This window comes from Pseudoalteromonas sp. JSTW, from assembly GCF_013423925.1.
GTDB lineage: Bacteria > Pseudomonadota > Gammaproteobacteria > Enterobacterales > Alteromonadaceae > Pseudoalteromonas > Pseudoalteromonas lipolytica.
In genome coordinates this window covers 3,506,182-3,520,427 of sequence record NZ_CP058972.1, presented here as the reverse complement: position 1 = coordinate 3,520,427, position 14,246 = coordinate 3,506,182, and the positions used below count along the sequence as shown (strand labels likewise).

Below are 14,246 nucleotides of genomic sequence, written 5' to 3'. Positions count from 1 at the left end.
AGATGTCATGGAAGAGGTTAAACAACAAAGCGCGACTCAAACAGCCGATGTTCAAGGAGATAAGGATTTAGTCGGTATAAAAGGTTGGCTGATTCTGGTTGCTATTGGAGTGGTTATCAGCCCACTTCGGGTTTTTTATGAAAGTATCAACATATTTAAACCTATCTTTACTACTGATATGTGGCAAAGATTAACCTCACAATTTGGTGATATGTATCACCCGTTGTGGGAGCCTCTTTTAATTATTGAGATACTCTTTAATGTTACATTATTTTTTGCATCACTTTATTTGATTGTGTTGTTCTTTAAGCATAAAAAAGCATTTGTTAGCTGGTATTTAGCTATTTTACTCGGCGGCCTCGCATTTATAGTGCTTGATGCTTTTGTTGTGAGCTTACTTGTGCCGAGTGTCACCATTTTTGATAGTGAAATGAAAACTATGCTGATAAGGGGAGTTATTCAAGCCTTAATTTGGGGCCCCTATATGCTTTTATCTCAGCGTGTTAAAGCAACATTTGTTAAATAGTGCTGCAGGGCACGCTCACTTTTGCTTGCGTTCCGTGCGCTGGCTGCGACGTTAAAGTAAGCTCGCCACCTTGATTGCGTATTAGTTCGCGGGTGATTATCAGTCCTATGCCTGTGCCGTTAGCTTTGGTTGAGTAAAATGGCACAAATAGGTTGTCGGGGTTTTGAATGCCACAACCTTGGTCGCTAATTTCAATATTTAAGTTATCACCTTGTCTTGACCAAGTGAGGCTAGGAGCAGAATTGCTACCTGCTTCAAATGCATTTTTTATCAGGTTGATTAAGGCTTGTTCGAGTTGCCCTAAATCGGCACTAAAATGCAGCTTTTCGCTGCTATTTATAACGAGTTCAGGGAAGATAGCTGTTAAACGCGTATTTAATTGCTCGTTGCTTATCGGTTGTTTGTTTGCAGGTGGTAGTTTTGCAAAGGCGCTGTAACTGCTCACAAAGTCTAACAAGTGCTGGGCGCGTTTTTCGATGACTTGCAGCATATCTTGAGCAAGATCATCGTGATTGCTTATTTGTCCCTGACGCTTCATGGTTTGCAGCGATTGGCTCATTGAATAAATCGGGGTGAGGGAGTTACGAACTTCGTGATTTAATACCCGAATGAGGCGCTGCCAGACAAGCTGCTCGTTTTCGCGAAGTTGTTTCTCGATAGAAAAAAAGGTCAGTAATTCAAAGCTTCTGCCAGCCCGCCAAAAAGTTTGAGAGGCTATCTGAAAGCGCTGTGTAAAGGGGGCGCTTTTTTGCTGCTGCCATTGCCCGTCTTGAAGTGTTAACCCCAGCTCACTGGCAGTTTTACCTTCTATATTGCTATTTTGTATACTGTTTAAAAAAGCACGGTTGCTAAAATATACCAAGCTATGTGGGTCTAATATCACAATGGGTAAATCTAGCATGCTCGCAAACTCAAATACAAACTCTTCGGTTTGCATATAGTGGCGTTTGTTTTTCGCTATTTTATCGCTCAGCTTAGCAAAGTCGTTTTTGAGTGAGGCAACTCGGCCACTTTCATAAAAAGCTAAATGCCAGCTATTGCTCTCGTCGTTGGCGAGTGCGTCAAGCTGTAAACCAAAACGCTCTACGACATCGGTGATCAGACGGTAGCTTTTAATTAATGCGAATGCGCTTACGCCAATAAAAGGCAGCAGTAGACTAATGCTGGCGAACCAGTCGAGCTTTAGGCTCAATGTGAGTGCGATGCCCAGTGTGAATAGAGCAATTAACACCACAGAATAATAACGTTTTACACGCTTCTCTAACGACAGCTTTGCACCCATTTAACGATCTACTTCTTTTAGGTCAAGTTGGTGTTTATCAATGCGACGATAAATAGCTGATTTACTTAACCCTAAAAATTCGCCAGCAGCAATCACATTGCCATTAAATTGCAGCAGCGCTTTTTGAATCATCTGTTTTTCAAGCTCTTCAAGAGGCAATAAGGGCAGCGTTTTATCTGCACTGTTAATAGGTTGCTCGCAGCTAGGTTGATCTAAAATGAGATCGCTTGCTTGAATATTGATGTTGTCACTCATGATCACAGCACGTTCAATGCAGTGGCTCAGTTCACGAATATTACCCGGCCAACTGTATTGTTCTAATGCCTCGATGGCTGAGTTACTTAGCGACATATTTGAACGTTGGTATTTTTTACCATGAGTGAGTAATAAATGCTCCGCTAAGGGGGCAATATCCGCTTTTCTGTCGCGAAGCGCAGGAATATGTAGCTCAATGGTGTTGAGTCTAAACAGTAAATCACGGCGGAATTCACCTTGCTCAATCGCCGTTGCAAGTTCTGAGTTGGTTGCCGAAATAATCCGAACATCGGCTGTTCTGGTCTGGCTTGAACCTAATACCTCAAATTCTTTGCTTTCGAGCACGCGCAGCATTTTGCTTTGTAGTTCAAGGCTCAAAGTGGCTATCTCATCAAGAAATAAAGTGCCCCCTTCGGCAATTTCAAAACGCCCTAAGCGATCTTCTTTGGCGTCAGTAAACGCCCCTTTTTTATGGCCAAATAATTCGCTTTCAAAGAGTGATGGCGCAATGGCGCCTATATTTACGCTTACATAGCGTTTGTCACTGCGTATAGAATGCTGGTGGATATAATTGGCCAGTAAACTTTTGCCTGTGCCATTTTCGCCGGTAATTAAAATACTGGCATCGGTTTTTGCGGCGCGCTCTGCTTTGGCGAGTAGTTGTTGCATTACCTCAGAATGGGCTATATAGCTAGCGTGTGTGTTATTGGTAAGTGCTTTTAAGCAGGCATTATCATGGTGGCTTTGTTTTAGTTTTAACTGCTGTTGCACCACCGCTGTTAAGCGCAAATTATTCCATGGCTTTTCGACAAAATCGACCGCGCCTAATTGCATGGCTTTAACGGCGACATCAATGCTTGCCCACGCCGTCATTACGATCACGGGAATGGTTGAACCTAACGTATTTAGTTGCTTTAAAAAACGCAGTCCTTCCTCACCCGATGTGGTGTCGAGTTTGTAGTTCATGTCGAGTAAAATTAAGCTAATATGTTCTGATTTCAACACGTCAAAAGCGTGTTCAGGGCCTTCCGCTTCAAGGCATTGTAAGCCGAGTTGTTGTAATGCAACGGTTGCAGCCAGACGCACATCAGCTTGATCGTCAATGACTAAGATTTTGTCCATGATGTTTTTCTTTTTGTCCTGTTGATGTGGCTTAAGTTAGCACTTAAGCCACCGTTTTGTGCTGTTAATCGTTACGCAGTGCAGCCATAGGTTTTGCTTTAAGCAGTAAAACCAAAGGCCTAAAGCAAGCGAATAGGGCAATACATAAGGTAATGCTCCAAGCGAGTAATTGCAGCCTTACATCAAGTACCAGCCAAGACATTAGCTGCCCTTGTAATAAGTAAAAACCAGCAATCACAGCAGCCAACGCGACACTAAAACCAATTAAAACAGGGATAATCGCTTCAACACTCATCAGTTTGAATAAACGTGCTTTTTTAGCACCTAAAGCCATGCGTATACCGAATTCATAACGGCGCAGACCAAGGTTGTAGCTCAGTACCCCAAAAATACCGATTGCCGCTAATAATAGAGTAAATAGCGCTAAGGTACTACACAGAACCACAGTTAGTCGGCTCATATACAGTAAATTGTCATACTCGTGTTGTAAGTCATTAAACTGCCACATGGTTAAGTCGCTGTTCTTTTCTTTTAGTGTATTAAGTATTTGTTTATTGGTCAGCTTGACGCCTTCAGAGGCTTTAATTGTGAACATATAGCTATACGGCTGGGCCGGCCACCAAATATGACGGCCAAACGACTCGTCGTAGTATTTTGGGTGATTAAAGTCTTCGGTTACGCCGACCACTTCAAACATTTTTTCTTCCAGGCCTTGATAAGATTTACCAATAATATTGCGATAATCTTGATCGGGTAATAAGTTTTCTGCCACGCTTTGTGACACCAGTATCTCGTTGGTTTCACCGCGTATTGCTTGCTCAGTAAAAGTGCGCCCCGCAAGAATTTGCGTGTTAACTAAAGCAAAGTAATCAGGCCCCACCCACTGACTTGGGAAGAAAATTGAGCTTTTACCATTAACATCAGTCAGGGTATTGGCGTTTTGTCTTGGCGACACCGGGCTGTGACCGAGAGCCACATCTTCAATGCCTTCGCTATTAAGTAAAACTTGCTTGTATTGCAGCATGTGTTCGTAGCGCTCAGCCAATGACATTTGATTATTTGGCTGGAACAGGTTGGCAAAATAGAGGTTCTCAGTGTCACTGCCTAAAGGGCGGTTAATCGTACCGAGGGCTTTGCTTACAACCATTACCGAAAAGCTAACGAGTAGAGCGGCAACAAACATTTGTGAGCCAATTAAAATGCGTACCGTACGGCCAGATACTTGTGATACCCCGCCTTTACCACTGTTCTGCATTTGCGTGTTTAGGGTTTTGTAATTCACTAAACGCGCTGTTATCAGTGAGAAAATAGTGGCAAGTGCAATACATAAAAGCACTGCAACGATCACCAGTGTACTATCAACAGCAAGGCTATTAACCAAGGGTAAACGCCCTTCGGCCAATACTTTAAATAAGCGAATGCCCCAGACTGCTAAAAACAGTGCAATACTGACCGACAAAGTCATTAGAATCAGTGACTGTAAGAATATGCTATTAAACAAGGTTTTTCGTTTAGCACCGAGCACTGCTTGCAAAGCGAGGGTTTTATGTTGCGCCAGCGCACGCGAGAAAAATAAAGTACTGACGTTCAGCACCGCAATGATTAATAAGCCCACGGCTCCTGCAAGCATCATTAAGCTTAAGTCATCATTTTTGCCTAATTCAACGTCGCGATAGGCGGTTACTTCGGGTTTTACATCGGTAATGCCGCCATTGTTGAGCCATTCTGATTTTATGGTGTCAATTTGTTGTTTTAAGTCGACTTTAACTTGCTCAATTGTTACGCCGGGTTTTAAAACGGCAATTAGCTTTAAGTTTTTAAAGGTGTTTGTCCACGGGCTTTGCCAGTCTTCATTGTGAAAAAAACGACGGTCGGCGCTTGATGGAAACCACACTTCAACATCACTTGCTTTAAACATATAAGGTGGGCTAAATGAATCATCAACAACCCCCACGATACGGTGAACATAATCGGTTTTACCGGCCATTACTGAGAGTGTCTTACCAATAATATTCGGATCGCTGCTGTAATGCTTGCGCCAAAAGTTGGCTGAAATCACTACGCGATCGTCGGGTGTTTCTAGTGTTTCGCCAAGGTCAAAACCTTGCCCTAGTATGAATGGGGTGTGCAACAAGTCAAAATAATTGCCGCCCACATAAAGTACCGGTTCTTTTGGTTGGCCATCGAGGTTGGCAAAGATTTCCTCGCCAGCATTGATCATCATACTTTGCTCGAAGCTTTGATTATGCTTGAGCCAATGCACCATCGACTGATAGCTTTGAAAGCCGGTGGCGTCGTAGTCATCATAAGTAAGGGATTGTTCAACGACCACCATGCGATTTTCATCGTAGACATCTAGTGGCTTTAAAAAGTAGCTGTTTACTAAACTGAGTACCACAAACAAGGTGGCGAGGGTGAGTGCCAATGTTGCGATAACCGCCGTTACAAAGCCGGGAGCATTCATTAGAGATGCCCACGCTAAACTCAATTGAGTGCGTATTTTGGTTAGTTTCATGTTAGATCACCTCTGCACTTTCTTCATTGTGTTCAGTGGCTGCTAAGTGATCTGAGGCTTGACGCGCCTCTGAGTAGGAAATAATTTCGCCATCGAGTAGTTTTAGCTGGGTTTTGGCACGTCCTGCGTAACGTAAGTCGTGGGTAACCATGCAAATCGTGGTGCCTTTTTTATTTAGCTCATCGAGCAAGTCCATAACCGCATCACCATTTTTTGAGTCTAAGTTACCCGTTGGCTCATCCACTAATAGAATGCTGGGTTTACCAGCCAGCGCACGGGCGATAGCAATGCGCTGCTGTTGACCACCCGATAATTGATTGGGTTTATGCTGAGCACGGTGGCCCATTTCTACTTCATCGAGTGCTTGCTTTACTGCCGCTTCAATGTCGTTTTGGCTCATTGCGGGCTCTCTATAGGTGAGAGGTAGTGCAACGTTATCGAATACAGATAGTTCATCAATTAAATTAAACGACTGAAAAATAAAGCCAATATGTAGATTTCTCAACTCTGCTTGTTTATCCATATCGAGGGTTTTAGTGTCGACATCTTTAATGAAATAGTCGCCACCTGTAGGGCTATCAAGCAAGCCCAGTAGTGAAAGCAGCGTTGATTTACCACAGCCAGAGGGGCCGCTAATGCAAATATAGTCACCTTGATTAATGTTCAGACTGATGTTTTTTAATGCATAGGTTTCAACATTTTGGCCGCGATAGACTTTGGCGATATTGTTTAATGAGATAAGCGTATTGGTTTTCATAAACTGTCCTGTTCGATTTTTATTGTTGCCAAATGCTGCCATTTAGAAAGATCTGAAATGATCAGCTGTTCGCCCTCAGTGGCGCCGCTCAAAAGTTGAATTTGGTTGTCACTGAGTGTACCAAATTCGATATTAATTGGCGCTGCTAACTGAGTACTTGGATTGAGTTTAAAAAGAGTGGCATGGCTGTGCGCCGTTGCTCTTTGCGGTACATTAATGGTTAATGCATCGGGGATGATATTACTCACTACATAGCCTTCGATGCTTAAGTCGGGTCGAGCATTGGCAGGCAGCGTCCCTTCTAAATCAAGTTCTATGATCACGCGACCGTCGGTCACGATAGGGTCAATTCGGGTCACTTTAGCGCTTACTTCTCCCTGACCCGCTTGGCTAAAGGTGTTTACTTTAGCTGTCATATTAAGTGCCACTTTTTCTGCATCGGCTTGCTGTACACTGAGCTCAGCTTTGAGTGCTTTATTTGAACCCACAACAGCAAGGCGGGTGCCCGGCATGAGGTTTTGTCCAAGTTCTACATTGAGCTCTTGCAGCATGCCATCGATACCAGCTTTGATTTGCAGTTCATCAAATGCGTGTTGTTCTACCTGATAATTCAGCTCAAATTGGCTTAATAACTCTTGCTGAATTTTATCGCGCTGTAGGTGCATTTCTTTTAGTTGCATAAGGCGTTGCTTTTCGATGTTAACGCGTTCGGTTAGTTGTGCGACACTGAGTAAACTGCGTTTGTAATCTAAGCTTGAAACAATACCTTGCTCAACTAATTTGCTTTCGGCATCGGCTCTAAGCTCTGCACTTTGTAATTCACTTTTTAAAATCGCGAGGTTAGCTTGGCGTTCAAGTAGTTCACTTTGCTGGTTAATTTGTTGCTCATTGACACTGGCTTTTTGGCGGGCGAGTTCTAATCGTGCAACCGATAAACGTTGTGCTTGTTGCGGGTTTATTAAGCTGAGTATAACCGTGTCTTTAGTCACTAAGGTGCCAGGGTAAACATGGATAGCCTCGACCATGGCAGTATCGGTATTGGTTAAATAGCGTTGGAATTTGGGTTTTAAACGACCAAAACCGCGTATCTTCACTATAAAATCGGCTTTTTTAACGGTGGCGATTTGCAGTTGCTTGGCCAAGAGCGTCGTGGGGGCGAGCCATGATTTGACCAACCACATTACAAGCAACGTGCTTATAATTAAGACGCCAATGATCAACTTTTTACGCTGACTTGGCTTATTGCTAGGTTTTAAGGTGCTATCTAAATCCATTGGCTATGTTTCATTGTGTTTTTAATTAATAAATACAATAGCGAGGAACATGCCAATATTTAAATTTATGAATTATATGGATTTTTATGTTTTTGTGAATGCGGAAATTCCCACTTCCGGGATTAATAAATCAAAAGTGGGACAGCGTATAAAAACGGCGTTTATTGATTTAATTTTGCAAGCTTAGCCAGTTGCTTTTTCGCATGCGCGTTATCAGGTTGTAGCGTAAGCACATGATTATAGTTGGCGATTGCGTGTTTGTGGTAACCCAAATACCAGTAAGCTTCTGCCAAGCTATCAAAGGTATTGTAGCTATTTGGGAAAAGGTGTGTGTTGAGTTTAAAAATGGCTAATGCTTCATTGAGCTTATCTTGATTGATAAGTGAATAGCCCCACTGGTTAATATTTTTTTCATCAAATTGGATGTGCTCTTTTTGGCTCAATATGTGTGCTGCTTCAATTGCATTTTCATAGCCTTGAACTTCAAGTACTTGCCATAGTTTTTTAAGATTTTTGCTTAAACCAAAGCCATTCTCACGTTTCATTTCAGGGATATAAAAACCGGCAATTTCATCAACAAACTGCGAGGGAAGTGCGCCAATTAAGTTGGTTAAAATGACGATTGACATATTATCTTCAGGGTAAACAAACACACCTGCTCTATCGCCACCTACAGCAGCTATCGCAGGGTGTTCTTCTCTCGCCATTACAGGCCAGCCGAGGCTATAGCCATTTAAACGTTGGTTAAACCCTTGCGTATTGCCATTTAATAAACGAGTAGGGGTCCACATTTTGCGCACACTATCAGCCCCCATTAATTGATTTGTTTGTAATGCAATTAGCCAATGTGCCAGCTCAGTTGCTGTAGAAGCCATGCCCGCGGCTGTTTGCAATAGAGGAGAAAAAATCGCTTCTCTAGAGTTTAAAAGGTCATTGCCTTGGTTTTCGTATCGTCTCGCTGAGTGTTTTACGACGTTATTGAGGTTGTTAAAGCCTGCTTCAATTGTTCTGTTCATTTCGGCCTGTTGTAACTGGTTTTTTTGAATAAATTCCTGAAAAGGCATGCCTGAGAGTTTGTTAATAAGCTGACCGACAATAACGTAATTTGTTTGGTTATATTTAAAACGAGTACCTGTATTAAATTCTAATGGCATAGTTTGTACTCGTTGCCACGCGTGATCAGGGCCTTGATCGGAGATTAAATTACCAATGCCATCTTTTAAAATCTCAGGTAAACCAGACGTGTGGCTCATTAGTTGCCTTGTTGTGATTGGGTGCCACTGTTTAGGGAGGTCTGGTAGGTAAGTGGAAATAGGCGCATCAAGGATTAGTTTCTTTTGCTCAACCAGTTGCATTAGGGCTACGCCGACAAACGCTTTGGTGACTGAGTTAATAGCAAATAAAGTAGTTGAATCAACGGCAATATTATCTTCAATATTTGCAGTGCCATAGTTGGCAGTTTTGGTTATTTTATTATTTTGCACGACAGCTAGCTGCAACCCTGGGATATTTCTTTTTTGCATTAACTCAACGATCCATTGGTCGAGTTCGTCTGCATGCACAGAAAAAGCACTGAATGTGATGGTAAGAAAGGTGATGGTTTGTAGTATGAGTTTTTGTCTAAGCTTTTTGCTTGTTGAGTACACGTGATTATCCTTAGCGTTCATTTTTATCGGTATATGCTTTTTACGAACACATAAGCGAGGAGTGTGCCAAGGTTTAAGTTATTAAAATATATAGTTTTTTGTTTTTAATGCGGAAGGTAAATTCCCACTAATGGGAATTTTAAATAAAAACGGGAGTCGCGTTTATTGCTGTGGTTTATTAATGTGGGTTTAGTACAGTACTCGTTGTCTTCTATTTTAGTTGTCTTCTATTTTACCAACCTGCGAAAGCTGATTAAATAAAATACCTGCCTGAGTACGGTTATACACATTGAGTTTGCGTAAAATGGCTGATACATGCTGTTTAATGGTGGTTTCTTGAATCGACATTTCAAAAGCAATTTGTTTATTGAGTAAACCATCGGCAATCATCGCCAGCACGCGGTATTGTTGTGGGGTGAGTTTTTCAAGGTTACGAGCAAACTCACTCTGCTCATCATTGATTACCACATCGGTTAAATCAACTTCAGGAGGTAACCACGTATCGCCATTTAGCACATGACTAATTGCTTCGCTGATCACATCAAGAGACGATGACTTAGGAATATAGCCAGCTGCACCTAGGCTCATTGCTTGTTTAATAATGGCGGGTGTTTCATTGGCTGAGACCATAATGACTAAAATATCGGGGTAGTGATTACGCAATTGCGACAGGGCTTGCAGACCATTTGCACCAGGAATGGTGAGATCTAAAAAAATCAGCTCAATTTCTGGGTGAGCGGCTAATAATGTAAATAAGCCATCAATATCACTGGTTTCTTTTATGTGTTCTTCAGGCACAGATGTTGCGGCCGCTTGACGAAGTGCACTTCTAAATAACGGATGATCATCGGCGATTATGGTGTTCACAGCTAAAGACATTCCCTCGATTCTCCAATGCGTTATGTTATAAGTGATTTTACAGTTGGAAACAAGGTTTGCCTGAGGGGAAGTATCAGGCAAACCTTTCTCACACAAGGATTTAGAAACGGTAACCTACGGTGAAAGCGACAGTGCGAGGGTCGCCGTAGTAACCGATTAGCGTATTATCACCCCCTAAACCTGGGGTGTATTTGCTAGTATCGGTAGGGTCGCTCGGATCAGGTGCTACGAATTGGTAACCCCCAATCATGTACTCTTCGTCGGTTAAGTTTTTACCGTAAAGACCCGCCGTCCAATGACCATCAGTGCTGTACCATGTCACACCCATGTTGAAGATACCGTAAGCATCTTGCGTTAATAGGCTGTCTTCTTCGAACAGTGCATAATCACCACGGTAGTAGTAATTACCATTGACGACAAAGTCACCCATTTCAGTGTACATACGGTATGTTGCACCTAAATTAAAGGTTAAATCAGGCGTATTTGAAACGCTAAAGCGGTCTGACTTGTCAAATGCTTCACCTGTTTCAGGATTGTAATCAATAACATTGTCGAAGCTACTGTCGATATAACCGACTGAGGCATCAAAGCTGAGTGATTCTGTTGCTACGTAATTAAGTTCAAGCTCAATACCGTCTGATTTAGATTCACCAATGTTACCTAAACGTTGGTTTAAATCAGCTGCACTGTCGCCCGGTAGTACAGAAATATATTGGCGGTCTTTATGATCAAGGGTAAATACGGTGACGTTTGCACGTAAGTTATTGTTCCATTCGCTCTTCATACCCATTTCGAAAGAATCAACAATTTCTGGTCGTGCAGCTGGCTCTGCGGTTGTTGCACGCGGGTTGAATGTGCCTGATTTAAAGCCTTGCGCATAACTTGCGAAGAACATAATGTCGTTTGAGTATTGGTACTCAACACCTGCACGAGGTGTAAAGCGTGACCACTCTTCTTCATCATCAAGTACGGTAGGGACTAGCTGGCCTTCTGGGCGCACATAACCTGGGATCCAGTCTGATTCAGGATAAACAATGTCAAATACAAGGCCGTTGTTAACAATGGCCTCTTTGCTGTCTTTGGTGTAGCGCGCACCTAATGTCATTGACCATTTTTCACTCAAATCAATCGAGCCTTGTATATAGGCTGCTTTACTATTTGAATTACTACAGCCGCTTACTTCACGCGTTAATCCCGCAGCGCCTAAGCTTTGACCTAACACACCTAAAATAGCCTCAAATTGACCACATGACTCACCATCGTAATAGTAAAGGCCTGACACCAACTTGTAGTTATCGCCTTGATGGTTTAGTTGAATTTCGTGTGTCGTTTGTTCGTCATCGTAAATAGCCGGTACGTCAAAAATAGGCAGTGAGGTGTTATCAAAGTCAATATTGGTTGGTGAATAACTTTCACGGCTCGAACCGATGTATTTAACACTGGTGCGGTCGCTCATATCCCAACGTGCAGTTAAGCTGTAACCCTCAAGCTCTACTTTATTCCATGTTGGTAAGCTGGTGTATGAGTCGTATACGCTGTCGGGGACTGGCGCATCCGTGAGTAAGCTTGGTAGTAAACGGTAGCCGCCTTTGGCGTTCGATTTATCTTCTGTTTTATCCCACGCTAAGCGGAAGAATAAGTCATCTGTTGGTGTGTATTCTAATGTAACACGAGCTGCAGTGACATCTTTGTTGTAGTTTTCGCGGTCTTGGTTATCAAGTGCTGAGGTTAAAAACTCACCAAAGCCATCACGGTTTAATGTAGCAAACCCAAAGCCCACATACAGTTTTTCGTCAACAATAGGCAGTTGACCTGTGATTTTAAGGTCCTTTTGGTTGTAGCTACCCACTGTGCCCTGCACATTTAACATGGCATCGCCGCTCATTTCTTTGGTGACATACTTAATTGCGCCACCAATGGTATTTTTACCATACAGCGTCCCTTGTGGACCACGAAGTACTTCGATTTGTTGTACGTCTAGTAGGTCGAGTACCGCACCTTGTGGACGCGCTAAATAGACGTCGTCAATATAGATACCGACACCAGGCTCATAGCCCCACAGTGGATCTTGCTGACCTACGCCACGAATAAATGCAGTAATGGTTGAGTTAGTACCACGGCTTGCTTGTAGTGTGGTGTTAGGTGAAAACTGCTGAACTTCGGTCATCACTGATATGCCATTTTCAGCCAGCTCTTCAGCACCAATTGAGGTCACTGCAACAGGTACTTCTTGTAGGTTTTCAACGGTTTTACGCGCTGTTACCTGAATGCGTTCAAGTTCACCTTTCTTGGCTGCAGGTTCTGCTTGATCAGCTGCTTGCGCATTCACACCTGCTAAAGCAAGGGAGACTGCCAGAGTAAGTGGCGCGACTTTTGGGTTAAGCTTTATCATGTTGTATTCCTTGTTATTGTTGTCATTTGTCTTGTGGCCACTCACGATGATGTTGCCTAAGACTCATAATATTTGCCCGTGTCACCTGTCAGTTAATGTAGAAGATAGTTGCGAAAAATGAATTAGTACCATAGTGCTATACCCGCTATAGGCCTTTATTTATCAAGCTTTTAAGCTATTTTTAAAGCAGATAGTACCTTAGTGTTATGTCTTTTTTTGGCGCTTAAGGTAAGACTGAATGCATTATTCCGATGTCACCTCATCTGTTTAATAACAATAATTATAGGAATGTCTATGCTGAGCATGATAGGACTGTTAGGCGGTTTAATACTGCTGATCATTTTAACGTTGCGTGGGGTAAATTTATTTATTGCCGCGCCAATCTGTGCGCTACTTGTCGCACTCAGTAGTGGCATGGCTATTTTTCCTGTGTCGGCTGACTCAAACTTTATCAATGCCTATATGGACGGCTTTGCTGGTTTCTTAAGTGCGTGGTTCTTTATGTTCTTGCTGGGATCTTTATTCGGTAAGTTTATGGAAGACACGGGTGCGGCAGACAGTGTGGCAAGTTATATTGTGGGTAAACTAGGCATGAAGCACGCGGTGCTTGCTGTGGTGATTGCGTGTGCTGTATTAACGTATGGTGGCGTTAGCGTGTTTATCGTAGCGTTTTCTGTCTACCCAATGGCACTTAGTTTGTTTAAAGATGCCAATTTACCGCGCCGTTTTATTCCAGCGACCCTCGCATTTGGCTCAGTGACCTTTACCATGACCTCGGCTGGTTCACCTGAAATCCAAAACTGGATCCCCGTGAAGCACTTAGGTACCTCGCCTTATGCTGCATGGGAAGTGAGTTTAGTGGTGGCTATTTTCATGGCTATAGCAGGGTATTTTTGGTTAAACAAAATGATCAAAAAAGCGGTGGCTAATGGCGAAACTTTTGAAGCGCGTGATGACGACCCGGTAATAATTGAACGCCGTCGCCCGCACCCAATTACGGGTGTGATCCCTTTGATTGTGGTACTGCTTTTATCATTTACTTTACACGATGTGTTACAGCAAACAGCATTGATCGTTGCGTTGCTGGGAGGGGTGTTAAGTATTGTGATTATTAACTTTAAGCATTTTCACGATATGGGGAATGCCATTAATGTGGGCACAACCGGGGCATTGGTCGCCATTGGTAATACCGCAGCAGTTGTTGGTTTTGGTGCGGTGGCTAAGGTGTCACCTGCGTTTACTGCTGCTGTGGATGTAATGACGCATATGCCTGGTAATGAACTTGTAGGGGCTGCGGTTGCCGTGAGTGTCATTGCGGGTTTAACTGGTTCGGCTTCTGGCGGGCAAGCCATTGCATTACCCCTTGTCGCACCTGGGTATTTAGATATGGGTGTGAACCCAGAGCAACTACACCGTGTGGTGGCAATTAGCTCGGGCGCACTCGACACCTTGCCGCATAATGGCTATGTGGTAACGACCATACGCGCTATCTGTAAAGAAACGCATCAACGCGCTTATTGGTCAATGGCAGCGCTAACAGCGGTTATTCCGCTCATAGGTGTGGCATTGGCACTTGGACTCTTTATTTTATTTTAAGG

The 14,246-nt window shown here is 43.1% G+C and carries 10 protein-coding genes; 2 read left to right on the top strand and 8 right to left on the bottom strand.

What is annotated here, in order from left to right:
- The first annotated feature begins 7 nt into the window (after positions 1-7).
- Positions 8-526 (top strand): DUF2569 domain-containing protein, encoded by a 519-nt coding sequence (locus GZH31_RS15875; RefSeq protein ID WP_118844747.1) that lies wholly within the window; start codon positions 8-10, stop codon positions 524-526.
- On the opposite strand, the gene GZH31_RS15870 is transcribed toward GZH31_RS15875, so the two are convergent.
- From GZH31_RS15870 to GZH31_RS15835, 8 genes are all read right to left on the bottom strand, one after another.
- On the bottom strand, positions 519-1,808 hold the full coding sequence (locus GZH31_RS15870) for a PAS domain-containing sensor histidine kinase (protein WP_180311235.1): 1,290 nt from the start codon (positions 1,806-1,808) through the stop codon (positions 519-521). The genes GZH31_RS15875 and GZH31_RS15870 overlap by 8 nt on opposite strands.
- Complete coding sequence (locus GZH31_RS15865; protein ID WP_118844745.1) at positions 1,809-3,185, bottom strand: sigma-54 dependent transcriptional regulator; 1,377 nt, start codon at positions 3,183-3,185, stop codon at positions 1,809-1,811. It lies immediately after the preceding gene.
- Positions 3,186-3,249: 64 nt separating this feature from the next.
- Complete coding sequence (locus GZH31_RS15860; protein ID WP_036973575.1) at positions 3,250-5,700, bottom strand: ABC transporter permease; 2,451 nt, start codon at positions 5,698-5,700, stop codon at positions 3,250-3,252.
- 1 nt (position 5,701) lies between these two features.
- The gene (locus GZH31_RS15855) at positions 5,702-6,457 is read right to left on the bottom strand and encodes an ABC transporter ATP-binding protein (protein ID WP_036973573.1); all 756 of its coding nucleotides are present in this window, start codon (positions 6,455-6,457) and stop codon (positions 5,702-5,704) included.
- A complete protein-coding gene (locus GZH31_RS15850) occupies positions 6,454-7,731 on the bottom strand; it encodes an HlyD family secretion protein (protein ID WP_036973572.1) in 1,278 nt (425 codons plus the stop codon). The genes GZH31_RS15855 and GZH31_RS15850 overlap by 4 nt, the downstream gene beginning before the upstream one ends.
- Positions 7,732-7,892: 161 nt before the next feature.
- Complete coding sequence (locus GZH31_RS15845; RefSeq protein WP_230236575.1) at positions 7,893-9,377, bottom strand: serine hydrolase domain-containing protein; 1,485 nt, start codon at positions 9,375-9,377, stop codon at positions 7,893-7,895.
- Between the two features lie 216 nt (positions 9,378-9,593).
- Positions 9,594-10,256 carry a response regulator transcription factor gene (locus tag GZH31_RS15840; protein WP_036973567.1) on the bottom strand — a complete coding sequence of 221 codons (663 nt, stop codon included), beginning with the start codon at positions 10,254-10,256 and terminating at the stop codon, positions 9,594-9,596.
- A 100-nt stretch (positions 10,257-10,356) separates the two neighbouring features.
- Positions 10,357-12,648, bottom strand: a complete 2,292-nt coding sequence (locus GZH31_RS15835; RefSeq protein ID WP_036973565.1) for a TonB-dependent receptor — start codon at positions 12,646-12,648, stop codon at positions 10,357-10,359.
- Between the two features lie 294 nt (positions 12,649-12,942).
- On the opposite strand from GZH31_RS15835, the gene GZH31_RS15830 reads away from it, so the two are divergent.
- Positions 12,943-14,244, top strand: a complete 1,302-nt coding sequence (locus GZH31_RS15830; protein WP_036973562.1) for a GntP family permease — start codon at positions 12,943-12,945, stop codon at positions 14,242-14,244.
- The last annotated feature ends 2 nt before the right edge of the window (positions 14,245-14,246 follow it).